19 protein-coding genes and 1 pseudogene are annotated in these 24296 nt (G+C 70.1%); 12 read left to right on the top strand and 8 right to left on the bottom strand.

The genetic code is table 11. The features are described from left to right. The first annotated feature begins 74 nt into the window (after nt 1-74). Nucleotides 75-497 carry an Hsp20/alpha crystallin family protein gene (locus ABT186_RS27440; RefSeq protein WP_351230645.1) on the top strand — a complete coding sequence of 141 codons (423 nt, stop codon included), beginning with the start codon at nt 75-77 and terminating at the stop codon, nt 495-497. Nucleotides 498-668: 171 nt separating this feature from the next. Then, nucleotides 669-1292, top strand: a complete 624-nt coding sequence (locus ABT186_RS27435) for a CBS domain-containing protein (RefSeq protein WP_351230647.1) — start codon at nt 669-671, stop codon at nt 1290-1292. Here the strand turns inward: ABT186_RS27435 and ABT186_RS27430 are convergent. Further along, nucleotides 1231-1644, bottom strand: a complete 414-nt coding sequence (locus ABT186_RS27430; protein ID WP_351927347.1) for a V-type ATP synthase subunit D — start codon at nt 1642-1644, stop codon at nt 1231-1233. The genes ABT186_RS27435 and ABT186_RS27430 overlap by 62 nt on opposite strands. Before the next feature lie 332 nt (nt 1645-1976). Between ABT186_RS27430 and ABT186_RS27425 the strand changes: the two genes are divergently transcribed. Then, on the top strand, nt 1977-4670 hold the full coding sequence (locus ABT186_RS27425; protein WP_351927317.1) for a bifunctional acetate--CoA ligase family protein/GNAT family N-acetyltransferase: 2694 nt from the start codon (nt 1977-1979) through the stop codon (nt 4668-4670). Nucleotides 4671-4683: 13 nt separating this feature from the next. Continuing rightward, nucleotides 4684-5400: a CBS domain-containing protein gene (locus tag ABT186_RS27420; protein WP_351230651.1), complete on the top strand. Its 717-nt coding sequence runs from the start codon at nt 4684-4686 to the stop codon at nt 5398-5400. A gap of 75 nt (nt 5401-5475) precedes the next feature. On the opposite strand, the gene ABT186_RS27415 is transcribed toward ABT186_RS27420, so the two are convergent. Then, nucleotides 5476-7143, bottom strand: a complete 1668-nt coding sequence (locus tag ABT186_RS27415; RefSeq protein WP_351927315.1) for a sigma-70 family RNA polymerase sigma factor — start codon at nt 7141-7143, stop codon at nt 5476-5478. A gap of 113 nt (nt 7144-7256) precedes the next feature. Here ABT186_RS27415 and ABT186_RS27410 point away from each other — a divergent pair. Beyond that, nucleotides 7257-7400 (top strand): annotated as a pseudogene (locus ABT186_RS27410) (carbohydrate ABC transporter substrate-binding protein); the annotation flags it as partial. Nucleotides 7401-7405: 5 nt separating this feature from the next. Here ABT186_RS27410 and ABT186_RS27405 read toward each other — a convergent pair. The 4 genes from ABT186_RS27405 to ABT186_RS27390 all read right to left on the bottom strand — a co-directional run bounded on the left by ABT186_RS27405 (nt 7406) and on the right by ABT186_RS27390 (nt 10245). Next, entirely contained in the window at nt 7406-7891 is a 486-nt protein-coding gene (locus ABT186_RS27405; protein ID WP_351230655.1) for a S26 family signal peptidase, read from the bottom strand. A gap of 83 nt (nt 7892-7974) precedes the next feature. Further along, nucleotides 7975-9861 carry an ABC transporter ATP-binding protein gene (locus tag ABT186_RS27400; protein ID WP_351927313.1) on the bottom strand — a complete coding sequence of 629 codons (1887 nt, stop codon included), beginning with the start codon at nt 9859-9861 and terminating at the stop codon, nt 7975-7977. Next, nucleotides 9861-10031, bottom strand: a complete 171-nt coding sequence (locus ABT186_RS27395; RefSeq protein WP_351235609.1) for a hypothetical protein — start codon at nt 10029-10031, stop codon at nt 9861-9863. The genes ABT186_RS27400 and ABT186_RS27395 overlap by 1 nt, the downstream gene beginning before the upstream one ends. 46 nt (nt 10032-10077) lie before the next feature. Then, nucleotides 10078-10245: a hypothetical protein gene (locus tag ABT186_RS27390; RefSeq protein WP_351235607.1), complete on the bottom strand. Its 168-nt coding sequence runs from the start codon at nt 10243-10245 to the stop codon at nt 10078-10080. Between the two features lie 218 nt (nt 10246-10463). Between ABT186_RS27390 and ABT186_RS27385 the strand changes: the two genes are divergently transcribed. The 4 genes from ABT186_RS27385 (at nt 10464) to ABT186_RS27370 (ending at nt 16843) form a co-directional block, all read left to right on the top strand. Beyond that, nucleotides 10464-11024: a MauE/DoxX family redox-associated membrane protein gene (locus ABT186_RS27385; RefSeq protein ID WP_351927311.1), complete on the top strand. Its 561-nt coding sequence runs from the start codon at nt 10464-10466 to the stop codon at nt 11022-11024. Nucleotides 11025-11215: 191 nt separating this feature from the next. After that, the gene (locus ABT186_RS27380) at nt 11216-11755 is read left to right on the top strand and encodes a TlpA family protein disulfide reductase (RefSeq protein ID WP_351235603.1); all 540 of its coding nucleotides are present in this window, start codon (nt 11216-11218) and stop codon (nt 11753-11755) included. A gap of 218 nt (nt 11756-11973) precedes the next feature. Then, nucleotides 11974-12372, top strand: coding sequence for an effector-associated constant component EACC1 (locus ABT186_RS27375; RefSeq protein ID WP_351235601.1), 399 nt, complete (start codon nt 11974-11976; stop codon nt 12370-12372). After that, nucleotides 12359-16843 (top strand): caspase, EACC1-associated type, encoded by a 4485-nt coding sequence (locus ABT186_RS27370; protein ID WP_351927309.1) that lies wholly within the window; start codon nt 12359-12361, stop codon nt 16841-16843. The genes ABT186_RS27375 and ABT186_RS27370 overlap by 14 nt, the downstream gene beginning before the upstream one ends. A 192-nt stretch (nt 16844-17035) precedes the next feature. On the opposite strand, the gene ABT186_RS27365 is transcribed toward ABT186_RS27370, so the two are convergent. Next, nucleotides 17036-18430, bottom strand: coding sequence for a pyridoxal phosphate-dependent decarboxylase family protein (locus ABT186_RS27365; protein ID WP_351235597.1), 1395 nt, complete (start codon nt 18428-18430; stop codon nt 17036-17038). Between the two features lie 61 nt (nt 18431-18491). Between ABT186_RS27365 and ABT186_RS27360 the strand changes: the two genes are divergently transcribed. Together ABT186_RS27360 and ABT186_RS27355 are read left to right on the top strand one after the other, a co-directional pair. Continuing rightward, nucleotides 18492-19940 (top strand): aminotransferase-like domain-containing protein, encoded by a 1449-nt coding sequence (locus tag ABT186_RS27360; protein WP_351235596.1) that lies wholly within the window; start codon nt 18492-18494, stop codon nt 19938-19940. A gap of 1376 nt (nt 19941-21316) precedes the next feature. After that, nucleotides 21317-21895, top strand: coding sequence for a LuxR C-terminal-related transcriptional regulator (locus tag ABT186_RS27355; protein WP_351927307.1), 579 nt, complete (start codon nt 21317-21319; stop codon nt 21893-21895). Between the two features lie 121 nt (nt 21896-22016). Here the strand turns inward: ABT186_RS27355 and ABT186_RS27350 are convergent, their stop codons facing one another. Continuing rightward, nucleotides 22017-22304 carry an Rv0250c family protein gene (locus tag ABT186_RS27350; RefSeq protein ID WP_351235594.1) on the bottom strand — a complete coding sequence of 96 codons (288 nt, stop codon included), beginning with the start codon at nt 22302-22304 and terminating at the stop codon, nt 22017-22019. A gap of 387 nt (nt 22305-22691) precedes the next feature. On the opposite strand from ABT186_RS27350, the gene ABT186_RS27345 reads away from it, so the two are divergent. Beyond that, a partial coding sequence (locus tag ABT186_RS27345; protein WP_351927305.1) for a type I polyketide synthase occupies nt 22692-24296 on the top strand: 1605 nt, incomplete at its 3' end.

Below are 24296 nucleotides of genomic sequence, written 5' to 3'. Positions count from 1 at the left end.
CTCAGTGCCGAGACAGGTGCATGCGGTGGACTGGAGATGTCGACAGCCGCAACCGCAGTCCTGGAGGTACGGCAATGGCCACACTCACACGCAGGCAGAGGTTCCCGTTCCCGGACGTTCCGGAGTGGTTCGAGTCTTTCCCGGCGCGTTTCGCGATGCCCACGATGGCTGACCTCTACGCGGTCCGCATCGAGGACTACACGGAGGGCGACCGGTACGTCATGCGGGCGGAGCTTCCGGGCGTCTCCGCCGAGGACATCGACGTCGCCATCAGCGAAGGCGTGCTGACCGTCAAGGCCGAGCGCACCGAACGCGATGTGGACAAGAACCGCAGTGAGATCCGCTACGGCTCGATGAGCCGCAGCGTCTCGCTGCCGCCGGGCGCCAACGAGGACGACGTCAAGGCCGACTACACCAACGGCATGCTCACCATCAGCGTGGGCCTCGGACGTGAGAAGGCCGAGGCCAAGCACATCGAGGTCAAGCACGGCACGTGATCCCGTGCCCGGCAGGTCCCGGACGGGCGGGCTCACGCCCGCCCAAGCCGCAGCTTCACGCCCGGCCTTCAAGACACGCGCGCTCCCCGCCACACGGCGCGCCATCCTGCCACCTGGCCGACACTGATCAGAGGTGCTGCCCCAGGGGCCACGGGAAGGAGGCGCCGAGCGATGACGCACCGCAGCGTGGGCGAACTGATGACACCCAACGCCGTGAGCGTGCGGCCGGGCACGACGTTCAAGGAGATCGCACGCATCCTGGACGAGTACGACATCACCGCCGTCCCGGTGGTCGACGACGGTGGCCGGCCCGTCGGGGTGGTGTCCGAGGCGGACCTGCTGCGCAAGCACACGTCCGTCGGCGTCGGGAGCACCGCCGGGGAACTGATGACGAGCCCCGCCGTGGTCGCGGAGCCGGGGTGGAACGTGGTCCGGGCCGCGCGGACGATGGAGAGGCGGAAGGTCAAACGCCTGCCCGTGGTGGACGGCGACGGCCGCCTGACCGGCGTGATCAGCCGTAGCGACCTGGTGCAACTGTTCCTCCGTCAGGATCGTGCGATCCAGGAGGAGATCCTCGAGGATGTCATCGTCCGGACGCTGGGCATGCCACCCTCGTCGCTGACGGTCGAGGTCACCGACGGCAGGGTCACACTGAGCGGCAGAGTGGAGCGCAAGAGTCTGCTCCCTGTCACTGTGCAGTTGTGCGAGGGGGTCGACGGCGTCGTGGAGGTCGTCAACCGGCTCGACTTCGACCGGGACGACACGGTGGACGGGGCGACGGTGCCGCCTCGCTGAGATGTGCGGAGTGCCGGACCGGCCGGCTCCGTACTCGGTTCCGTGCCCGGTTGCGGGACGAGGCGGCCCAGCGCCGCCGTACCGCCTCCTCGTGCTCCCCCTCCTCCAGAGCCAGTTCCACGGCGGCCGGCTCGCGCGTGAGGCGGAGAATCCAGTGCCGGCGCAGGGCGCGCACCCGTTGGCGGGTCCGTTCGGCCTCCGCGGCGATGAGTTCGGCCGCGGTGCGGGAAGTGGCGTGCTCGGCGGCGGTGCGGACCGCCGCGCGGTACGCCGTCTCGGCGTGAGCGAGCGCGGTGGTCCCGGGCGTCGGTTCCGCGGGGCGAGCGCACCGTCCACGACACGCGGGACGGATGGCTACCTCCTGCCTCCTGCGCGGGGGGCCGGCGGACCTGCCCGACGGAGTGCTGCCCGGCCCCGCCCCTCGCCCGGAAGGTCGTCACCAATCCGCTCGCCCGCCGTCCTGCGAGCGGGGCTCTCGCCTTCTGGCAGCTGGGAAGTGAAGGGGGCTTCCTTCCCTCCCCCGTAGAGCGGGAGCAGTTGCTCATCGCAACGATCAGGTACCCGACATGGCCGTGGGCCGATTTCAGGGCCGACCGGCCCCCTCCATGTCCCCGGACAGCCCATGTGATCACCTCCCGGTCCGCCGGATGCTCGAAGCATCGACTGGCTTCGAGGAGGTCCGTGATGACGGACGGCACGCTCAGCCGCCCCCCGGTCCACGCGCTGCTCGCGGACGGCACCACCGTGCGCGTCCGTCCCGTGCGGCCCGGGGATCACGAGCAGCTGCAGAGGTTCTACGAGGAGATGTCCCCGGAGAACCTCCGGCTGCGGTTCTTCGCGGTGAGCCCGCGATCCGCCGCCATGGCGGCCGACCGCGCGTGCGCCCCGGCGCGTCCCGGATATCGGGCGCTCCTGGCCGAGACACAGGGCCACGTGATCGGTCTCGCCGAGTACGACACCGGGGGAGACGGAGACGCGGCAGAGATGTCCATCGCGGTTGCCGACACGCTGCACCACCGGGGCGTCGGCACCCTCCTCGTCGAGCACCTGGTCTCGGCGGCCCGGGCCAGGGGCATCACCACCTTCACCGCCGACGCGCTGAGCGAGAACCGCGACGTGCTCCGGCTCTTCGCCGACCTCGGCCTGCGCACCGCGCGCCACTTCGAGGGCCCGGAGGTGCGCTGCACCATCGCGCTCGACGCCGACGACACCTACCTCTCGGCGGTGGAGGAACGCGGCCGGGCCGCCGATGTGGCCAGCCTGGAGCCGCTGCTGCGCCCGAACGTGGTCGCCGTCGTGGGCGCCGGACGCAAGCCCGGCTCCGTGGGCCGGGCGATCCTGCACCATCTGAAGGCGGGCGGCTTCACCCGCCGCCTGTTCGCCGTGAACCCCAGCGTCAACTCGGTCCTCGGCGTCCCCTGCCACCCCTCGGTCAGTGCCCTGCCCCTGACACCGGACCTCGTGGTCGTCGCGGTGCCCGCCGCGGTGGTCCCCGCCACTGCCGAGGAGTGCGGCAAGGCCGGCGTACGGGCCCTCCTCGTCGTCACCGCGGGCCTCGACCGTAGCCAGGCCCAGGCGCTGCTGGGCGCGTGCCGCACGCACGGCATGCGGCTCGTCGGACCCAACTGCCTGGGCATCTCCAACACCGACCCGGAGCTGTGCCTGGACGCCACCTTCGCCGCCGACCATCCGCGCCCCGGCACCGCGGGGGTCGCCGTGCAGTCCGGCGGTGTGGGGATCGCGCTGCTCGACGGGCTGTCCCGGCTCGGCATCGGCGTCTCGTCCTTCGCGTCCCTCGGCGACAAGTACGACGTCAGTGGCAACGACATGCTCCAGTGGTGGGAGAGCGACGGCCGCACCGACCTCGCCCTGCTGCACCTGGAGTCCTTCGGCAGCCCGAGGGCGTTCTCCCGCACGGCCCGGCGTGTGACCCGTCGTATGCCCGTGCTGACCGTCGACGCCGGCCGTACCGAGGCGGGCCGTCGAGCCGCGGCCTCGCACACCGCGGCCGCCGCCACCCGCACCATGACCCGGCAGGCGTTGTTCACCCAGGCCGGCATCACCGCCACCCGCTCGGTGGGAGAACTGCTCGAAACGGCCGCCCTGATGCACTCCCAGCCGCTGCCGGCCGGTACGCGTGTCGCGATCGTCGCCAATGCGGGCGGTGTCGGGGTCCTGGCGGCCGACGCCTGCGTGGAGGCGGGCCTGGCCCTCCCGTCGCTCGCCCCCGAGGTGGTGGACGACCTGCTCGCCGTGCTGCCCTTGGGTGCCGTCGTGGGGAACCCTGTCGACACCACCGCCGCCGTCTCCGAAGACCAGCTCCAGGACGCCCTTGACCGGCTCCTGCGGTCCCCCGACATCGACGCCGTGCTGGTGGCCCTTGTACCTACGGCGCTCGCCGCGGCGACCGGCGAAGACCTCATCCGCGCCCTCACCAACGGCCTCGCGCACCGGGCACGACCGGTCGTTGCCGTACGCCTCGAACAGGACCTGCCGGTGAAGCTGCTGCCCGCCACCGCCGGCGGATCCGTTCCTTCGTATGCCGACCCGCAGTCGGCCGCAAGGGCGCTGGCCCATGCCGCCCGCCGCGCCGCCTGGCTCGACCGGCCCCTGGGCACCGTCCCGGACCTCGACGGAGTCGACACCCGGCATGCCCAGGAGATCGCCGAGGCCTGTCTTGCCGCACACCCGGACGGCGGCTGGCTCGAACCGCGTACCTGCGCCGACCTCCTGACCTGCTACGGCATCCCACAACTCCCGTGGTCCTGGGCCGAGACCGAGGAGGACGCCGTCATCGCGGCCCAACGACTGCGCGGCCCCGACGGCCGGGTCGTCATGAAGGCCCACTGGCCGGGCCTGCTGCACAAGAGCGAACAGCACGCCGTCCACCTCGACCTCCAGGGCGACGCGCAAGTACGGGCAGCCTTCCGGGACTTCGAGACGCGGTTCGCGGGACTGATGACCGGTGTGGTCGTCCAGCCGCTCGCCGCGCGCGGCACCGAACTGTTCGCCGGCGTCGTCCAGGACCAGGTCTTCGGACCGCTCGTGCTCTTCGGGCTCGGCGGTACCGCGACCGAGGTGCTCGCCGACCATGCGGCCCGGCTATCCCCGCTCACCGACCACGACGTCCACGACTTGATCACGGCCCCGCGCTGTGCTCCGCTCCTGTTCGGCGCGCACGGTGCCGGGCCCGTCGACCTCGAAGACCTGGAACAACTGCTCCTGCGGGTGTCCCGCATGGCGAGCGACCTGCCGCAGCTTGCCGAGGCCGACTTCAACCCCGTCCTTGCGGCACCGGGCGGAGTCACCGTGCTCGACGCACGCGTCCGTCTGCTGCCGCGCGAGCCCCAGGACCCGTATCTGCGCCGACTCCGCTGAGGAGGGAACGGCCATGAAGCACAACAAGGTGGGCTCCGTGATGACCTCGGAGGTCGTCCGAGCGGAGTACGGCACCACGTTCAAGGAAGTCGCGCGGCTGCTGGCGGACCACCGGATCAGCGGACTGCCGGTCGTCGACAACGATGAGAAGGTCATCGGCGTCATCTCCGAGACGGACCTGATGGCCCGGCAGTCGGAAGCCCTCGACGCGGACGAGCCGAAACACCACTTCACGTTCGCCGAGTTGATGCCAAGGGCCCCGAGGCAGGCCGCCAAGTCCAGGGCCTTCACCGCCGGTCAGCTGATGACCGAACCGCCCGTCACCGTGCACGCCGACGAGACCATCGCCATGGCCGCGCGGATCATGGTTCAACGGCACGTGGAACGGCTGCCCGTGCTGGACGAGGAGGACCGTCTCGTCGGCATCGTCACCCGCCGTGACCTGCTCCAGGTCTTCCTGCGGCCCGACACGGAGATCCGCGACGAGGTGATCGAGGAAGTACTGGTCCGCACGCTGAGGCTGACGCCCAGGTCCGTCGACGTCTTCGTGGTCGAGGGCGTGGTCACCCTCACCGGCCGGTTGGACGGCAAGAGCGACACGGAGATCGCCGTCTCCATGACCAGGCAGATCGACGGCGTGGTCGCGGTGATCGACCAACTCACCTACCGCTTCGACGACTCCCGTGTGTCCCCCGACGAGCAGGCGCTGCATGGAATCGCGGACGACTGACTGCGCAGCGGCAAGGCACTGGACAACGCGACCTTCCGGCGGCGTGGGCCGGGGGCAGGTAGAGCCGAAGCCCCCTCAGTCGGAGAAGTCCTGAGTCATCCAGAGCGTGCCTGATGCGTCGTGCAGCACCTTGATACCTATGTGGTGGAAGCCCGGGTTGAGGATGTTCTTGCGGTGGCCGTCGTTGGGCGGCTGCTCGGCGAGCATGGACTTGGTGATTCCCACGGCCATGTCGGTGAGGGCTGCCGTCGTGTGGGCTATGGGTCCGCCGGTGCCTATGTTTTCGCCGGCGGACCCGAAGGAGACGCCGGCTGCGTGCTCCCGGTCGCCGAAGGAGGCTTCGCCCGGGCACTGGTGCTCCAGGCCGCAGCCCGAGGCCATGGTCTGGTTGTGTGCTCCCGCGCTCGACTCCAGACCGCTCAGCGGCTGGAGCGGTGCCAGGTTCTGGGCCGCACGAGCCTGGTTGATGACGGCGAGGACCTGCGCGGCTGCCGCAGCCTCCGGGTCGGAGCCGGATGTGGGCGCCGTCTGCGCGTGAGCAGCCGCGGTGTGGGGGGTGGGGGAGGGGCTCCGGGTCGGGTGCGCGGGGGAAGCGGTATGCGTGCGGGTCTTGCTCGGTGAGGGCTTCGGCGGCGTTGTCCTGGCCACCGACGCGGTTGCCGCCGCCTTCGGCGTCGGGGTACCGCTGGTCTCGCCTGTGTCGTCGAGGCGTTGCTGGCCGACCGTCGAACGCCCGCTGTCCGGTCCCGAGGCGAACGCCCCGATGCCCACCGCCGCCGTGACGGTGGCCGTGACCGCGGCGGCCGTCAACAGCGGCTTACCGGTGAAATCTGCGAGCGATCGCCTGGCGCGGTGCCTGGGACCACGGGTGCGTCCGCGGGATACTGGCCCGGTTTCCTTCGGCGCGTGAGACGCGGGCATCGCGTATGCCGCAGGGGCGGGTGTCGCCTGGCCCGCAATGCGCGCCAGGACGAGCGCCGTGAAGCCCAGCGGCAGCGGGACCAGGGCGAGGTTCACCAACAGGCGCTCCGCGGGGACCAGATCCGCGCCCAGACCGCCGCAGTACATGCACTCGCGCAGGTGGCGGGCCACGCGCTTGCGCCACAGCGTGCTCGGCCGGTCGTCCCACAGGTGGATGGTCCGGGTCAGTTCGGCGCAGCGAGGGTCGGCGGCGAGCGCGCGCACCACCAGTCGTGCGGTCTCCAGCTGTGCTTTCATCCGGCTCACCCGGACCGTCACATGGTGGGAGTCCAGACCGAGCGCGCCCGCCAGTTCGGTCCGGGTCAGGTGTCCGGCAGCGACCAGCCACCACAGCGAAAGCAGCTCCTGGTCGTCCTCGTCCAGCCAACGGGTCGCCTCCGCGGTCTCCCGCCGTTGCCCGGACAGGCCCAGCTCGGTCAGCGTCAGGTCCGCGAAGTCCGCACCAGGGTCGGCGACTGCCGTGAGCTCGTCCAGGTCGCACAGGGGTGCGCCACGCGTCTGACGGTAGTCCCGTATCTGGTTCATGGTCACCGCGACCAGCCAGGACCGGAACGCCTGCTCGTCCCGGAGTCCGGACAGGCCCCGGACCACGCGCAGCATCGTCTCCTGCACGACGTCGTCCACATCGGCGCGTCCCAACAAGGCACGTCCGACGATGTTGTAGACGAGCGGCAAATACCGGGTCACCAGCTCATCCAGCGCTTCCGGCACTCCGTCGCGCGCCGCCGTCACCAGTTCCCCGTCCGCCGCTGACTCCATCATCGTCGTGCTCCTTCCACCGACTCCTGCTTGGCCGTACGTAAGAGGAGACCCCAGGGAGGCCCGTTGGTCACAGAAACTACGAAAGCCTGTGCGGGCGCCGGAAGTGCCACGACGAGCACGGCTACAAGGTCCCCACCACCTGGGACGAGCTCGTGGCCCTGTGCAAGCAGATGAAGGAGGACGGGCTGGTCCCGATCGCCTTCGGCGACAAGGACGCCTGGCCCGCGATGGGCACCTTCGACCAGATCAACTTCCGCCAGAGTCAGTCGGCCGGGTTCGGGAACGGTCGGACGCGGCTCCGGCCGGGGGCATTCGGACGGGTGAGCACCACGCCGAGCAGCGACGACTCGGGGACATAGCCGAAGTGGCGGGAATCCTGGGTGCGGGCGGCGTCGCCACGGACGACCAGTGAACCGGACGGCACCAGTCCGCCGTCCGGCGCCCCGACGATGTCGCGCACGTCGGGCGGCACCGGATCGCCGGGCAGGGCGGCAACCCGCTTGACAAGCCAGGCCAGGGGGTCGTCCCCGTCGCCGAAGGGGAAGGGGTTGCGGAAGACCACCGCGTCGCCGTGCCGCACGCGCGTGGTGCGGCGGACCAGCAGCCGGTCGCCGTCCGCGAAGGCCGGGGCCATGCTCGACCCGGTGACCCTGATGAGCGCGATGCGTGAACGCAGTACGCGTACGGAAAGGAGCAGCACGCCCGCCCCCACTGCCAACGCCGCCGTCGTCCGCCCGGCCCCCGTCATGCGACCGCCTTCCGTTCCAGGCGACTCATGTGGCCGCCTTCCGTTCCTGGCGGCTCATGCGACCGCCTTCTGTTCCTCGCGGCTCATGTGGCCGCCTCCGTGGTCCTCGCCCGTTCGCCGCTCTTGGTATAACCCGCGGCCTGCAGGCCGAACAGCCGGGCGTAGTGCCCGTCGCTCACGGCCATCAGCTCGTCGTGGGAGCCGAGTTCGGCGATCCTGCCGTCCACCAGTACGGCGATGGAGTCCGCCTCGCGCAGGGCGCCGAGTCGATGTGAGACCAGCAGCGCGGTCCGTCCCCGGCGGTGGTGGCTGAGGGTGCGGTGCACCTCGTGCTCGGCCTCCGGGTCCAGGCCCGAGCTGGGCTCGTCCAGGATCAGCAGATTGGAGTCGCCGCGCATCAGCGAGCGGGCCAGCGCGACCCGTTGCCACTGGCCGCCGGAGAGGGTGACCCCTGGGGTGCCGCCCTCCTCGTCGAGGTGGACCCGGCTGAGCTGGGTCTCGTACCCGTCGGGGAGGTTCCGCAGGGTCTTGTCGATGCCGGCAAGCGCCGCGGCGGCGCGGATCCGTTCCAGGTCCTCGCGGTGCGGCAGATCGCCGATGCCGATGTTCTCGGCCGCCGACAGGTCGTACGTCATGTAGTCCTGGAAGGTGACGCCGATCCGGCGGCGCAGCTCGGCCACGTCCATGGTCCTGATGTCGGCGCCGTCCCAGAGGATCGCGCCGCGCTCTGGGTCGTAGAACCGGCAGAGCAGCTTGATGAGGGTGCTCTTGCCTGCGCCGTTGCGGCCCACCAGGCCCATTGCGGTGCCCGCCGGGACGGTCAGGTTCACCCCGCGCAGGACCCACGGGCCGGACGTGTCGTAGCGGAACCAGACATCCCGCAGTTCGATTCGCCCGGTGAGCGGCGGCGCGGGGGCCTCGCCCCGGGTCAGGTCGTCCGGGGTGTCGAGCAGATCGAGATAGTGGCCGAAGAGCCGGACGCCCTCCGCGGCCGTTCCGGCCTGCAGCACGATCCCGGTGAACGCGCCCTGCACTCCCGCGGCGGCGGCGATGAACAGAGTCACGTCGCCGACCGTGAATCTGCCGTGGGCCGCGCCCGCGACCACGACGACCGTACCGAGCCCGGCGACCAGGGCGTTGAGCGCGGCGAAACCCGACTGCACCAGGGCCCCACGCCGGGCCACCGCGAGTTCGGCCTCGGTGGCGTCGCTCAGTGCGCGGACCAGCCGGCCGTGCAGAAAGCCGCCGAGGCCGAACAGCCGGATCTCCTTGGCGGCGCGGGGGTCGGTCAGCAGCGAGCGGTAGAAAAGGTGCCGGCGCAGCCTGGCCGAGGTCAGCTCCCAGACCACCACCTGGCGGCGGGCCAGCGAGAGCCGGGCCAGCAGTGCGGCGGCACCGACCATGAACAGCAGGCCCACCATCGGGGGCCAGACGGCGAGCAGGGCGCCCGTGAAGCCGCTGATCGCGGCCACCGAACGCACGGCCTCCTGAGTGAACATGGTGATGTTGTGCGGTGCGTCCTCCGAGGCCTGCTGGGCGAGCCGCAGCCGGTCGTGGAACGCGGGATCCTCGAACCGCTTCAGACCGTGGAACTCGTCGACCTTGGCGAACAGGGTCCGTTCGACTTCGACGACGAGCCTTCTGCGCACCAACTCGTCCAGATATCCAGCCAGTTGCAGAAGGACGGCGGAGAGCGCGCCGAGCGCCGCCGTGGCGATGCCGAGGCTGACGGCGTGCCGCGCGTCGGCCTGTGCACCGCGGCCGAGTTCGTCGAAGAGCAGCTTGGCGAGCCACGCGGTGGCGGCGGGCGTCACCCCGACTCCCACGGTCACGCCGAACAGCAGGGAGGCGCCGCCGGGCGTGGCGCGGAACTGGAGGGCGACCGCGGCCCAGACGGCGCGGGCCCGGAGCCGGTTCCCCGGAGGCGAAGCCGCCTCCGGGGAACCAACAGATGCATCCGAGTGCGTCATCAACACGTGTTGGAGCGCTTGGTGCACACGCCGTTACAGGCGTACCGGTACTGGTGTCCGCCCTTGCAGTAGCAGAGCTGTCCCACCTCGGGGACGCAGGCCCCCGCGTGCTGCTCGTTGAGTACGAGCCGCAGCAGCCGGTCGCCCATCGTGCCGATCATTCGCCTCATGACTACCTCCTGGTTACGCGACGGGATGGCGTGGGATGGGCGTGGGTCAGCAGCTGCCGTCCTTCACGCAGGGGCCGTTGCAGCTGTAAACGTACCGGACATGGTTCACGCACTTGCAGAAACTGCCGTGCTCCGGGACGCAGGCGCCGGCCCGGTCCTCCTTCAGCAGCATGCCCAGCAGCTTGTCGCCCATCGTGCCGATCACACGGGTCATCGTGGACCTCCTCGTCGGGGTGAAGACCGGACCATGGGTGAGTCCGGCCGGGGCAGAAGTTATGTCGTGATGCCAATTGAGCGCAAGAGTACGGAAGTTGACGGATTGCTTCCGGTTTCTCTATGGAAGGCTGGGCGACCAGTGACCACTGTTGCTCATGTCGACTTGGGACTACATTGCCTCTGGCACAGTCGTCTCATGGGGGGTGAGAGCTGCTCGTGGCTTATGCCTTGCTTGCCGTACGACTCCTCGTCGGCATCGTGTTCGCGGCATCCGCAACCGGAAAGCTCCGCAACGCCGCGGCCTTCCACGGCTTCCAGGAATCCGCCCGCTCCATGGGCGTTCCGGCCCGTCTGAGCCGTCTCGTGGCGGTGGCCGTGGTCGCGGGGGAGTGCGCCGCAGTGGTGCTGCTCGCCCTGGGGCCGGGCGGCGCGCCCGGCTTCGTCCTGACGCTGCTGCTGCTCGCCGCGTTCACCATGGGAATCGTCCGCACGCTCCGCAGCGGAACCAAGGCGTCCTGCGCCTGCTTCGGTGCTTCGACCGCGCCGATCGGCCGCCGCCACGTCGTCCGGAACAGCGTGCTGCTCGCCCTCGCCGCGTTCGGTCTGGCCGCCGGGCTCGCGGGGACGTCGGCACCGACCCGGGCGGCGGGCGTGCTGATCGCGGCGTTCGGCGCGCTGGTGGGCGCCCTGCTCGTGATCTTCACGGACGAGCTGGGCACGCTGTTCGACGACGGCGCCCCACGCACCTCGGGACGGGTCCGCAGATCCGCCCCGTAGGCGACAACCGCCCTGATGCCCAAGGTGGTTGATGTCTCATGGAACACCGCGGCGGCCACCGCGACGCACAAGTCGCAGCCGCTGCACCGGGCGCGCGCCGTACCCCTTCAGGTCGCCGCCCGCCACGCATGTCGCGATCACGAATCGGCGGACACCCCGCCTCACGATGACACGAGACCTCGGAGTCACCCATGCCCTTTCTGGTCACCGCAGTCGCCCTTATCGCCGTGCTCTGTCTGCTGAACCTGCTGCTCACCTTCGGCGTCATACGCAAACTCCGCGCCCAGGCCGCCGAGAAGGCCGACCGGGTGGCGGAAGGACTGATCATCCCGGCCGGCTCCGCCGCCCCCGCTTTCTCCGCCGTCACCACCGCCGGTGAGCGGATCACTCGCGAGAGCCTCGGCGAGACCATGCTCGGCTTCTTCTCGCCCGACTGCCGGGCCTGCAAGGAACGGCTGCCGCTCTTCGTGGAGCAGGCGCGCACCACCGCCCGCGAGACCGGTCGCAGCGTCCTCGCCGTAGTGCACGGCACCGAGGAGGAGGCCCGTGAGCAGGTGGCGGCCCTGTCCGAGGTCGCACACGTCGTGGTCGAGCCGGGCGACGGACCGCTCGGTGAGGCCTTCGACATCACCGGCTACCCGGTCTTCGGCCTGATCACGGCCGACGGAACCCTCGCCGCCACCGCCTTCGACCCGGCCCGGCTGCCGGCGCCCTCGAAGGCCGCGGTCTGACACCGGGCAGTGCCCCGCGGCAGGTCCGGAGCGGGCGCCAAGGGCATTGAGGTGGCGCTGGAAGAGAACCAGTCCTTGCCCACAACCCAACCCCGACGAGTGACTGGTACGCACCTGCCTGTGAGGAGAACAGTTACCACTGACTCCAATCGCCCCTCTGGCAGCCAGTCCCTCTGCCAGGATGGTCAAGATTGTGGGCGGAGTGACAGGAGACCTGAGTGGACGAGCGGGTAGTGGTCGAGGTCGTCGGCGATCGGTCTGCCGACGAGCTTCGTTCGCTGCGTGACTGGCTGGTCGCCGAGGACGAGTTGCGCGGCCTGGTGCGGCTGGAGTTGCCTCCGCCGGAGCAGGGTGCACTGGGCTCAGCCGTGGAGGCACTGACCGTCGCGCTCGGGCCCGGGGGCGTGGCGACGGCTGTCGCTAGCGTGCTGATCTCCTGGCTGCGTCGGCGTACCGGCAACGTCTCGGTCAAGGTGGTCCGGCCGGACGGGACATCGACGGAGTTCAGCGCCACCAATGTCAGCGGCCTGGACGCGACGGAAGCACGGCGGATCACGGCTGAACTGTCCCGTTCCCTCCACCCCGTCGGCGATCGGGAAACCGGTGACGCCGGCTGACCCGTCCGGCGCGTCCCTGGGATCCGGGCTCGGCTCGCCCGGATCCCGCGCCCTGCTCATTGGCACCGGACGTCACCTGCCCGGTTCTCAACTGCCGGACGTGCCCGCGGTGTCGGCCACCGTCCAGGAGCTCGGCCGAAACCTTGTCGACACCTGCGGGCTTCGGCCGGAGAACCTTCTCCCGCCGCTCCTCGATCCGAGAGACCCGATCGAGTTCGGCAACGCCGTCGTCGCGGCCGCCAAGCAGGCCGAGGACGTCTTGCTGCTCTACTACGTCGGCCACGGCTTGGTGAGTCTCGGCAACGAGCTCTACCTGGCCACGGCCGCGACGGATGACCTGACCGAGGGACTGGCCTTCAAGGCGCTGCCGTACCAGGCAGTGCGCGACGCCCTGAGCAACTGCCGGGCGCGCTCGATCATCGTGGTGCTGGATTGTTGCTTCGCCGGGCGCGCCCGCGGCTCCTTCGGTACTGCCGCGTCTGATGCGTTCGCGCTGGCCTCGCTCAGCGGCAGCTACGTGCTTGCTTCGGCCTCGCGGGACGAACAGGCGCTGGCAATGCCGGACGAGCCGTACACGGCATTCACCGGGGAGCTGCTGCGCTTCCTGCGCGAGGGGGACCCGGGCGGCCCACCGGGGCTCACCATTGAGGGCGCCTACCGGCATCTGCGCCGTGTCCTGCCGCTCCGGCACCTGCCCGCACCGGAGCGCCACCTCAGTGGCAGGGCCGGTGACCTGGTGCTGGCGGCCAACCCGGTTGCCGCACCTCTGCACACTCCGTCGGCAACCCATGTGCCTTCAGAGGAACTTGACGAACAGGTCTGCCCGTATCCGGGCCTCGATCCGTTCACCGCCGACGACGCCAGGTTCTTCTTCGGCCGAGCCCAGGTCACCGCCGAGCTGCTCACGCAGCTGGCCGCATGGTCGCAGGACGGTGGTCCGGTCGCGCTGGTGGGGCTGTCCGGCGCAGGAAAGTCCTCGCTGCTGCGTGCGGGCTTGCTTCCCGCCGTCAAGCGTGGCGAGCTCCCACTGCCCGGGGCCGGTACCTGGCCGCAGTTCATCCTCACCCCCGGCGAACATCCGCTCGACAGCTTGGCCGGCCAACTGGCCGGCCCGACCGGATACTCGAAAGCCGAGCTGGCCGCCGAGCTGCGTGGGGACCCGACCCGCTCGGCCGATCTGATGCGTCGTGCGTTACGCCGGCAGGGAGGTGGGCAGGACGTACCGGGCGGCCGGTTGCTGCTCGTGGTGGACCAGTTCGAGGAAGTGTTCACCGCTTGCCAGGACGAGGACGAGCGGCGGCGCTTCATCGCGGCGATCTGCTCGGCCGCGGCGAGCGACGAAGCTGCCATCAGCGCACCGGCCCTGGTCGTGCTCGGAATCCGTGCGGATTTCTATGCGTCCTGTCTGGCGTATCCCGAGCTGGTCGGCGTGCTGAAGCACCGTCAGTTCCCGATCGAGCCCATGACACCGGAGCAGCTCCGCGAGGCGATCGAGAAACCCGCCGAAGTGGCCGGGCTGAACCTGGAGGCGGGTCTGGCCGACACGCTGCTGCGTGACCTGCGCGCCGACCGCGAGTTCGCCGGCGGCGCCCTCCCGCTGCTGTCCTACGCCCTCTGGCTGACCTGGGGCTGCCGCGAGGGCCGGACCCTGACCCTTGCCGGGTACGGCGCAACCGGCGGGATCTGGGACGCGGTCACCCAACAGGCCGATCTCACCTACGACAGCCTGACCCCGGACGCCCGGCGAGCCGCCAAGCTGATGCTGCTCCGCATGGTCCGGATCAGCGAGAGCACAGAGGACACCCGTCGACGGCTCGATCTCACCGACCTGCTGGCCCAACGGCCGCCGGACGAAGCCGCCGCCATCGCCGCTGCCCGCGACGCGCTGGCCGGCGCACGCTTGATCACCCTTGACGGCGGCAGCGCCCAGATCGCCCACGAGGCGCTGCTGCGCGCGTGGCACCGACTGCGCGGCTGGATCGACACCAGCCGCGCCGGCCTGCTGGTTCAGCAGAAGCTCCTGGACGCGGCCGAGTCCTGGGAGAGAGACGGGCGCGACCCGAGTGGTCTCTATCGCGGAAGCCAACTGGAACTGGTCCGCGACCAGTTCGGCGATCCGGGTCAGAACGGCAGCCAACTTGGAAGGCTGGCGGCCGAGTTCTTCGCCGCCAGCATACGAGCCGACCGGCGACGCCGCCGCTTGCGGACGGGCACCGTCGTCACGCTGGCCCTTTTGCTGGTGGCGTCACTGGTGGCGACCGGGTTCGCCGTGAAGGGCCGCAGAGACGCGCAGAGAGAACAACGTGCCGCGGTCGCAGAGGCGTTGGTGCGCGACGCGGACTCCACCCGACCCAACGACCCGCGGCTGGCATTGCAGCTCGGTATCGCGGCCGACCGGCTGGACCACAGTCCCGCGACGACCGCGAACCTCCTCAGCAGCCTGTTCACGCCCTATGCCGGCACCTTGTCGAAACACACCGCCACGGTGGTCGGTGTCGCCTTCGGGCCCGGCGGGCGGACGCTGGCCACCGCAAGCCAGGACGGCACCATCATCCTGTGGGACACCAGCTCCCCCCAGCACCCCCATGAGCTCGATCGGCTGCCGGGCCCCAGCTACGGAGTGTTCACAGTGGCGTTCAGCCCCGATGGGCGTCTCCTCGCAGCCGGCGGCGGCGACCAGACAGGGCACACCGTACAGATGTGGGACGTGAGTTCCCCCCGACAACCGCGCCGTCTCAGCGAGACGTTGACCGGCCCGGCCAATATCCACACGATGGGCTTCGCGCCGGACGGGCGCACGCTGGCGGCCGGTGCGGCGGACGGCACAGTCCGGCTGTGGGACACCAGCGACCCCCAACACGCTCACCTGCTCGGACAGCCCCTGACAGCCCAGAACGGGGACCTGTCGTCCATGGCGTTCAGGCCCGATGGGCACGTGCTTGTGACGGGCAGCGCCAACGGCACCGCGGTTCTGTGGGACGTGACCGATCGCGCGCACCCCCGGCGGTTGAAGAGCCCGATCAGCCACTCAGGAGGAGTGACCGCCCTCGGCTTCGCTCCCGACGGTCGTACGCTCGTCGTCGGCGGCGGAGATGGGAAGGCCGACCTCTGGAACGCCGGTGATCCGAGCCACCCCACCTGGATGAGCCAGATCTCTGCCGGAGATGCCCCGGTGAAGGCACTGGAAGTATTCCGACGCCAGATCGACATTGCACTCGCCGACCATTACACGACCGTGTGGAACACCTCGGATCCGGCCGCTCCCCGCATGACGGCCAGTTCCATCGCCGGGGCGTCCAACTGGACCCACGCAGTGGCGTTCGCCCCGCAGGGCACCCTGCTTGCCACCGGGAGCGCCGACAACACGGTGATCCTGTGGCAAAGCAAGGCCGCCAACGGAATCGTTCCGCTCTCCGCCCGCCTCGAAGGCAGCTCCGCCGGTGTGCAGTCCATGGCACTCCGCCCGGACGGCCGTGCGGCGGCCACTGGTGGAGCGGACGGCAAGGTGACCCTTTGGGACCTGACCGATCCGAAGCATCCCAGAGGGATCACACCCAAGACAGGGCGCCATGCCAACAGGGTGTTCGGGATGGCGTTCAGTCACGACGGTCGCATACTGGCCAGCGGCAGTCTGGACCGGACCGTGATCCTCTGGGACGCCGGCGACCTGCACCATCTCCGGAAGATCGAGCAGTTCACCGCCAACAACGGCGGAGTCGACGCGCTGGCCTTCAGCCCCGTGGGGCATACCCTCGCCACCGCCGGCGGGGACTCCGCGATCACGCTCTGGGACACATCAGACCCGTCCCGTCCCCGGCAGATCGGCAAGCCGCTCACGGGCCACCGCGGAGGTGTGGACGCGGTCGCATTCAGTCCCGACGGACACACCCTGGCCACCGGGAGCTGGGACGGTACGGCCAGACTGTGGGACATCGACAACCTGGCCACGCCGCACCAACTGGGCAAGCCACTCGCCGGCCACACCAACTGGGTTTCCTCCGTGGCCTTCAGTCCCGACGGTCACACCCTGGCAACCGGCAGCCTGGACTCCAGCATCATCCTCTGGGACATCACCGACCCGGCCGAGCCGCACCATCTCGGCCCGCCGCTCGTCCAACACAGCAGCTGGGTCCTCGGACTGGCCTTCGGCCCTGACGGCCACACACTGGTGTCCGGCAGCGCCGACCAGACCTCGATCCTCTGGGACGTCACGGACCCGGTCCACCCCTACGACCTCGGCGTGGTCGGCAGCCACCACACCGATGCGGTCACGTCCGTGGCGATCAGCGCCGATGACAGGACGCTGCTGACCGCCTCCTTGGACGGCACCGTCAACGTGAACAGCCTTGCGGAGCTCAACGACGCGCGCACGCACGCTCTCGACCTGGCCTGCACCCGGGCCGGTCAGGGGCTGGACGGCGAGCAATGGGCTCGTTATGTCCGCGGGCTGGAGCACCAGACGACCTGCTGAGAGGCCGCACGGCAGGCAGCCTCTTCTCGATCTTCAGGTCGTCCAGCAGCGCGATGATGTCCCCGGCGATCCCAGCCTGCTGGGCGTTCCTGAATGCCGTGGGGAGAGGCGGCGTGTTGTTCCCTGGCTTGCACCGTTCGCATCACCTGCCAAACCGGTGATGCAGGGGGCGCTGGAGAGTCGTGGCTTCGTTCACCTCGGGATCGTGGCCGATGCCAGGACGCCGAGCACCCGCTCCGTATCCGCCTCGCTGGTACGCCAGTTGCTGAACGCCGCCCGCAGTGCGGGCACCCCGCCGTACACCGTCGGCGTGAGGAAGGCCTCTCCGGAGGTGGCAACTGCCTCGGCCAGTGCGTCGACGCGTTCCTTGGTGGGCTCGTCGGCGAGGGTGAAGCAGACGACATTGAGCCGCACCGGCGCGAGCAGCCGCAGCCCCGGCAGATCAGCGATACCCGACCCGAGCCGGTGCGCCAGGGCGACGTTGCGTTCGATGATCTCGCGGTGCCCGGCGTGACCGTAGGCCATCAGGGAGAACCAGGCCGGCAGGGCGCGCAGCCGCCGGGAGTTCTCCGGAGTGAGGTGGAGGAAGTCGGGTTCGCCGCTGGGCAGGCCCAGGTAGGGCGAGGCGTTGTGGAAGACCGCGATCTGCAGGTCGCGGCGGCGGGTGAACTGGACGGCGGCGTCGTAGGGGACGTTGAGCCATTTGTGCAGGTCGACGCAGACCGAGTCGGCGGCGTCCAGTCCGTCGACAAGGTGTGCGTATGCGGGGGAGAGGGCGGCGAAGCCGCCGAACGCGGCATCCACGTGCAGCCAGAAGTCATGCCGCTCCTTCAGCGCGGCGATTGCCTGCAGGTCGTCGAAGTCGACCGTGTTCACGGTGCCCGCGTTCGCCACGACGATCGACGGCCGTCCGTCCAGCTCCGTCAGAGCGGCGTCGAGCGCGGTCACGTCGACGGCTTCACGGTTTCCGGGGAGTACGGGTATGTGGCGAAGCCGGTTGCGGCCGATGCCGAGGACGGACAGCGCCTTGGTGACGCTGGAGTGCGGACTGCCGGAGAGGACGTCGACCGGGCCGAGTGCGGCGGCACCGTCCCGCGACACGTCCACACCGAGGCGCTCGCCCAGCCACTCGCGGGCGATGGCCAGTCCGACCGTGTTCGACACCGTGGCGCCGGTGACGAACGCTCCGGCGTGCGCCTCGCCCAGCCCGAACAGCTCGCGCAGCCAGCCCACCGTCTCCCGTTCCAGCGCGGTTGCCCAGGAACCGGCCGCCCCGGAGCCGTTCTGGTCGTATGTGGCCGTCAGCCAGTCCCCCGCGACGGAGGCAGGTGTCGCTCCACCGGTGACGAATCCGAGGTACCGCGGGCCCGCCGATCCCGAGAACCCCGGCGCCCACCGCTCGGCGAACCGCGCCAGCGCCCCTTCGGCACCGGCGCCCTCCGCCGGCATGGGATCACGGTCGGGCGCTTTGCCCAGGTGGACGACCGTCCGCTCGGCCAGTCCGGTCACTTCCCGGGCGGCGAAGTCGCGGGCGGACTGGAGGAGTTCGGGGATCCGGGAGAGGTCTTCGGCGAGTGTGGAGTGCATGGGGGGAGCGTAGGAGGGGCTTGCCATTGGACGACTGGTCCTGTTGCAGGAAACTGGACCGGTGGACAGAGACATCGGCACGGGCCCCGGACACCCGGCGACGGGCTTTCTCGCAGGCCTCGGCGCCTGGCGCGACCGGGATGGACCGCTGGCCGGGGCGCTCGCAGCTGCGGTACGCGAGGGGGTGATCGACGGTCGGCTGCCGGCCGGGACACGGATACCGTCCGAACGCGAGCTCTCCCGCGCCCTGGGGATCAGCCGCGGCACCGTCGTCGCCGCGCTGAGCCTGCTGCGGGGCGACGGCTGGCTGCACACGCGACACGGCAGCGGCAGTGTCGTACGCCTGCCCGCCCGGCTCACCGAGCGCACCACACCGTGGTCCCTGGACCGGGGCGGGGCCGCCGAGGCGGACCTCGACCTCACTCTCGCCGTCACCGCCGCACCCCACGAGGCCTACCTCGCCGCCCTCGACAGGGCCGTCGGACGCAGTGCATCCCTGCTCGTCGACTCCGGCGTCGCCACGGAGGGGCTGCCGCGCCTGCGCGAACTCCTGGCCGACCGCTACACCGGTACCGGCCTGCCCACCCGGCCCGAACAGATCCTGGTCACCTCGGGCGCGCTGGCGGCGTTCACCCTGCTCCTCGACCACCTCCACACGGACCGTGGAGCAGCAGTCGCCGTGGAGAGCCCGACCTATCCGGGCGTGCTGTCGGTACTGCGCCGCCGCCGGGCGAGGCTGCTGCCCATCCCCGTTACGGCGGACGGCTGGGACATCGAGCATCTGGCGGACGCGTTGCGCCGAGGACGTCCCAAACTCGTCTACGCCATACCGGACTTCCACAACCCGACCGGCGCGCACATGGCCGATCCGGTCCGCCGGCAGGTCGCCGAACTGGCCCGCCGACACACGGTCACCGTCGTCGTCGACGAGACGATGCGCGACCTCGATCTCAGGACGCCGGCCGGTACCGAGCGGCATCTGTCGGGGCCGGGTGTCATCCAGATCGGCTCGGCGAGCAAGATCCTTTGGAGCGGGCTGCGGGTCGGCTGGATCCGGACGAGTGCGCACCTCGTGAGCGAGCTGCGGCGTAATCCGCTGCAGGCCCAGCTGTCGCCCCCGCCGCTGGAGCAGGTGATCGCGGCCGAGCTGCTGGGCGACGGACTGGACGCCGTGCTTGCCGACCGTCGACAGCGCCTGCGCTCCCAGCGCGACCACCTCGCCAGGCTCCTCATCGGAACCGGATGGACGTACGTCGTGCCGGCGGGCGGCCTGTCGCTCTGGCTGCATCTCGGCCCTGCGACGACGGCGACAGACCTGGCGGCATGCGCCGCCCGGCGCGGACTGGCACTGACCCCGGGCCCCCTGTTCGCCGCCGACCGCGCGACCCTGGCCCACCATCTGCGGCTGCCGTTCACGGCGACACCCGAGGTCCTCGCGCGTGCTGTGGACCTGCTGGGTCAGTGCCGCGTACCTGTCCACAAGGACGGCGGGGACCGTTCAGCTCCATGATTCTCCCGCCACGGCGAACCGGGATCTGGACGGCGCTCGGCTGCGCGAGCTCAGCCGCAGGCTGCGGCTTGTGATCAACGAGCTCTCGCGCGAGGCCCGGTCAGTTGGCGGCGCAGGGCGGTCACCCGGTCGGCAAGGCCCGGCATCGAGGCCACCGGGGGGGCGCTGGGCATGCGCTACACTGGATCTTGCGCTGGTCGCCGGAACTACCGGTAGCCGGTAGTGCGTTGGTGGTCCAAGGAAAGACGCCCCGCTTCCTGCGGGGAGATGCAGGTGCAAGGCCTGCCCGGCGCTCGGATATGAGCCCCATCCCGTCACGTGCGGGATGGGGCTCATATGTTGTAGGCCAGTGGTGTCCGTCGTACGAGGTGAGTGCGTTGCGCCTTCGCGCTCGTCCGGCGCCGCCAGGTGGTGGGAGCACCAGGCAGTCGGTGCATGCCGCTGAGCCCGTCTCCGCCGTCGGCAGGTCACCGCATCGATGGCCGACTCGGCCGGAAACTCCGCCGGAAGCCAATGGGACGAACCGCGCAGGGGCAAGACCGTTGCCATCGCGGTTGCACTTCTCATGGCGGCGCCGCCGGAGCCGCTTCGAATCAGTATGAGGTGCATTTCGGAATGGGTGTGCCGGAGCACCCTCTATTTCCGAGTTTCCAAGGGGGAACACGGTTTCCCATTGACCTGAATGAGTGCCGAGGTGAGCGGGAAGTCATGTCACCTGTCTGGACAGGATGGGGAGGGAGCGGTCCTCCGTGCGAAGGGGAGGGCGGAGGAGTCGGCGCTTCAAACTCGCTTTTTTCATGATCAAACCATGAAGTGCGCTTCGTTATCGGATCGTTGTAATCGCGCCTCGCGAGACGGTGTGACTGACGTTTCCGCATGTGGACGCTCAGGTTACAGACAAGGTGTGTGCGCTGAGGGCGGCAGGCCGGAGCCTTGATCCGGCCGTCTCCTGCGCGTGCGCGACACACGCCGGGCATCTCGCCGAGACATGGGCACGCGGGTGTGCATCTCTCGCGGCCGGTGCACGAGTGACCGTACCAACCCCACCCACCGAACCAGCGCTACGCGCGATGACCGAACCCGCCGTACGGGGGTACCGCAGTATTTCCCCCGTAGGCCCAGGTCATCGTTGACTCCGGCGCGCGGCCCAACCTACTGTCGCCGACAGCGGAGCAGAAAAACGAAAGGGATAATTCTTGCAATGGCCTTTCCGCTCCGGCTCCCCTGTTTAAGTGAATGTTCGGTGTGACGCCCAGGAGAGGACTTCCATGCTCCCGCAAGCCGACAGGCCGGCAATGGTCAGTGGCCTTCAGGAATTCCCGCGCAACACCCGCCGTGGAGACCGACGGCCGAGCGCCCCGCACCATGTCACCTGCATGGCGAGCCTGGACCCCGGCCTCAAAATAGAAGCGGCCAACGCCGACTTCTTCCGTCATGTGGCCCGGTCGTCCACGGAGATCTGCGGACGCAGTATCTACGACGTACTGCACCCGAGCGCCCGCAACATCCTGCCGAAGCACTTCACCCATCTCTCGAACGGCCATGGCAGCCGCTTCGTCGAGCGCGTGGTCGCCATGCACGGCCACGATCGGGTCTTCTCGGCCGAGATCACCGGTATAGCCGTCAAGGGAGAGGGAGATGACCTCTCGGGTGTCGTCGTACTGATGAGCCCGGACGACGAAACGGCCGAAGCCACAGAGCGGCCGGCCAAGCCGACACCGATGCTCACGGCCCTTGACGCCCGCATACTGGAGGGCGTCGCCACCGGTGCGTCGACCATCCAACTCGCCTCGCGGCTCTACCTCAGCCGCCAAGGCGTCGAATACCACGTCGGACTGATGCTGCGTCGCTTCAAGGCCCCCAACCGCGCCGCGCTGGTCTCCCGCGCCTACTCGATGGGTGTCCTCACCGTCGGCAGCTGGCCGCCCCGTGCCATGCCCGACTTCGTGAAGTGAGCTTGCCGCGTTCGACGCCGACGCCGGGTTCCCCTCAGCACACTTTGGGGAACCCGGCGTTCTCCATTGCACTGCGACGGCGGGCCCCGGTGGCAGTCACCGAGGCACCGCATCCACACCCTCAGCGGCGGTGACCCCCGATCCCCTCGTCGTCCGCGTCCTGCCAGGGCAGGTGATGGTACGGGCCGTCCTTGACCGGAACGACCTTCTGCGCACTCGTCCCCCCGGCCATCGCCGCCCGAGGGAGCCTCGCTCCTGAGACGTCCTCCATGTCCAACTGCAACCGGTCGAGGTCGTTCATCAGCCTGCGGACGTACGGTGAATCGCCCTCGGCCCGCCGCAGCGACTCGAGGCTGCCGCGCAGCTTGATCAGGGCATCGCGCATGTCCGCGAGCTCCGCGCTCATCATGAAGTGCCTCCGTCTCCTGCGGAACGGTCAAGGCGCCATAAACGTACGCCGGACGCATCGGCGCCGCTCCCTCAGTGGTGATGCGCTCATTCATGGGGAGAACCCGGACGAGCGCAACACCTCAAGCTGTCCTGCGCGCCATGTCTGGGCATTTCCCGGGACAGCGGCCGAGGACAGGGCCCCTGCACTCCCCGGCCCCACGTGAATCTAGGGGGCGCCCTAGTCCATGCGCGCCTAGCGTGGGGAGCCCGACGGCCCGCGTTCAGTAACCCTCCCTCACCGGCTGGTGCGGGCCGTCAACGACGCGGGCACGTACGCATGTCGTACACACGCCATACCTGGTGTCTGCATCCCATGCGGACCGGGCCAACAAGCGGGTGGAGTGGAATGAGCGAGTCAGAACGCACACGGTACGGGCTCAACGCCGCGCCCCGGCGTGCCATCGCCGTCATCGGCCTGGCCTGCCGTCTGCCCGGCGCCTCGACCCCCGACGCCCTCTGGCGGCTGCTCCGCGCCGGGGACAGTGCCGTGCGTCCAACTCCGTCCGCCCGACTGCGACTTGCCGGTGCGTCCGAGGACGGCTCGCCCGAAGACGGCGCCCCGCTCTGGGGCGGCTACCTCGACGAAGTGGACGGTTTCGACGCCGGCTTCTTCGGCATCTCGCCGCGCGAAGCCGACACCATGGACCCCCAGCAGCGCCTCGTCCTCGAACTTGCATGGGAGGCCCTCGAGGACTCCCGCATCGTCCCCGACCAGCTCGAAGGCACCAGTACCGGCGTGTTCGTCGGTGCCGCCCACGACGACTACGCCACGCTGCTGCACGGGCTCGGCCCGGAGAGCGTCACGCATCAGTCCTTCACCGGCACCCACCGCGCCCTGATTGCCAACCGCCTCTCCTACCTCCTCGGCCTGCGCGGCCCGAGCCTCACCCTCGACTCGGCACAGTCGTCCTCCCTCGTCGCCCTCCACCTCGCATGCGAGAGCCTGCGCACCGGCGACAGCGACATCGCCATCGCCGGTGGCGTCAACCTGCAACTGGCCCCCGAGAGCAGCCTGTACCCCCACCGTTTCGGCGCGCTCTCGCCCGACGGCCGCTGCTACACCTTCGACGCCCGCGCCAATGGTTACGTCCGAGGCGAGGGCGGCGGCCTCGTCGTACTGAAGCCGCTCGACCGGGCCCTCGCCGACGGCGACCCCGTGCGCGCCGTCATCCGCGGCAGCGCCATCAACAACGACGGGGGCGGTGACACCCTCACCGCCCCTGACCCGCGCGCCCAGGAAGAAGTCATCCGCCGCGCCCTGCGCAACGCGGGCGCGGCGCCACATGACATCCAGTACGTCGAACTCCATGGCACCGGTACGCCTGTCGGAGACCCGGTCGAGGCGGCCGCCCTCGGCGCGGTTCTGGGGGCCGGAAGGGCACCCGACGAGCCCGTTCACGTCGGCTCGGTGAAGACCAACGTGGGCCACCTGGAGGGCGCGGCGGGAATCGCCGGCCTGGTCAAGGCGGTGCTCGCGCTCCAGCACCGCGAACTCCCGCCCAGCCTCAACTTCGAGACCCCCAATCCCGACATCCCTCTTGACGCTCTCCGCCTGCGGGTCCAGGACACCGTAGGCCCCTGGCCCCGCCCCGATGCGCCCCTCATCGCCGGTGTGAGTGCCTTCGGGATGGGCGGGACGAATGCGCATGTGGTGCTGGAGGAGGCGCCGGGTGTGTCGGGGGGTGAGTCCGTCGTAGAGGGTTCGGCGCCTGTGTTTGCGGCTGGTGGTGTGGTGCCGTGGGTGGTGTCGGGCCGCGGTGGGGACGCGCTGGCTGGTCAGGCGGGGAGCCTGGCGTCGTTCCTGGCGTCTGATGGCGAGGGTGTGCGGCCGGTGGATGTGGCGTGGTCGTTGGTGGCGACGCGTACGGCGTTCGAGAACCGGGCTGTGGTGTTGGGTGCCGATGTGGGTGAGTTCGGTGCCGGGTTGGGGGCGTTGGCGTCTGGTGAGGTG

It is taken from the genome of Streptomyces sp. NPDC001634 (assembly GCF_040298185.1).
Lineage (GTDB): Bacteria > Actinomycetota > Actinomycetes > Streptomycetales > Streptomycetaceae > Streptomyces.
Note: the sequence above shows the minus strand (reverse complement) of the source record. Positions and strands in the feature narration are given on the sequence as shown.

What these genes read in the sequence shown, in the direction of transcription:
- ABT186_RS27440 (WP_351230645.1), top strand. Translation starts at nt 75, where the DNA reads ATGGCCACACTCACACGCAGGCAGAGGTTCCCGTTCCCGGACGTTCCG.
- ABT186_RS27435 (WP_351230647.1), top strand. Translation starts at nt 669, where the DNA reads ATGACGCACCGCAGCGTGGGCGAACTGATGACACCCAACGCCGTGAGC.
- ABT186_RS27425 (WP_351927317.1), top strand. Translation starts at nt 1,977, where the DNA reads ATGACGGACGGCACGCTCAGCCGCCCCCCGGTCCACGCGCTGCTCGCG.
- ABT186_RS27420 (WP_351230651.1), top strand. Translation starts at nt 4,684, where the DNA reads ATGAAGCACAACAAGGTGGGCTCCGTGATGACCTCGGAGGTCGTCCGA.
- ABT186_RS27415 (WP_351927315.1), bottom strand. Translation starts at nt 7,143, where the DNA reads ATGATGGAGTCAGCGGCGGACGGGGAACTGGTGACGGCGGCGCGCGAC.
- ABT186_RS27405 (WP_351230655.1), bottom strand. Translation starts at nt 7,891, where the DNA reads ATGACGGGGGCCGGGCGGACGACGGCGGCGTTGGCAGTGGGGGCGGGC.
- ABT186_RS27400 (WP_351927313.1), bottom strand. Translation starts at nt 9,861, where the DNA reads ATGACGCACTCGGATGCATCTGTTGGTTCCCCGGAGGCGGCTTCGCCT.
- ABT186_RS27395 (WP_351235609.1), bottom strand. Translation starts at nt 10,031, where the DNA reads ATGAGGCGAATGATCGGCACGATGGGCGACCGGCTGCTGCGGCTCGTA.
- ABT186_RS27390 (WP_351235607.1), bottom strand. Translation starts at nt 10,245, where the DNA reads ATGACCCGTGTGATCGGCACGATGGGCGACAAGCTGCTGGGCATGCTG.
- ABT186_RS27380 (WP_351235603.1), top strand. Translation starts at nt 11,216, where the DNA reads ATGCCCTTTCTGGTCACCGCAGTCGCCCTTATCGCCGTGCTCTGTCTG.
- ABT186_RS27365 (WP_351235597.1), bottom strand. Translation starts at nt 18,430, where the DNA reads ATGCACTCCACACTCGCCGAAGACCTCTCCCGGATCCCCGAACTCCTC.
- ABT186_RS27355 (WP_351927307.1), top strand. Translation starts at nt 21,317, where the DNA reads ATGGCGAGCCTGGACCCCGGCCTCAAAATAGAAGCGGCCAACGCCGAC.
- ABT186_RS27350 (WP_351235594.1), bottom strand. Translation starts at nt 22,304, where the DNA reads ATGATGAGCGCGGAGCTCGCGGACATGCGCGATGCCCTGATCAAGCTG.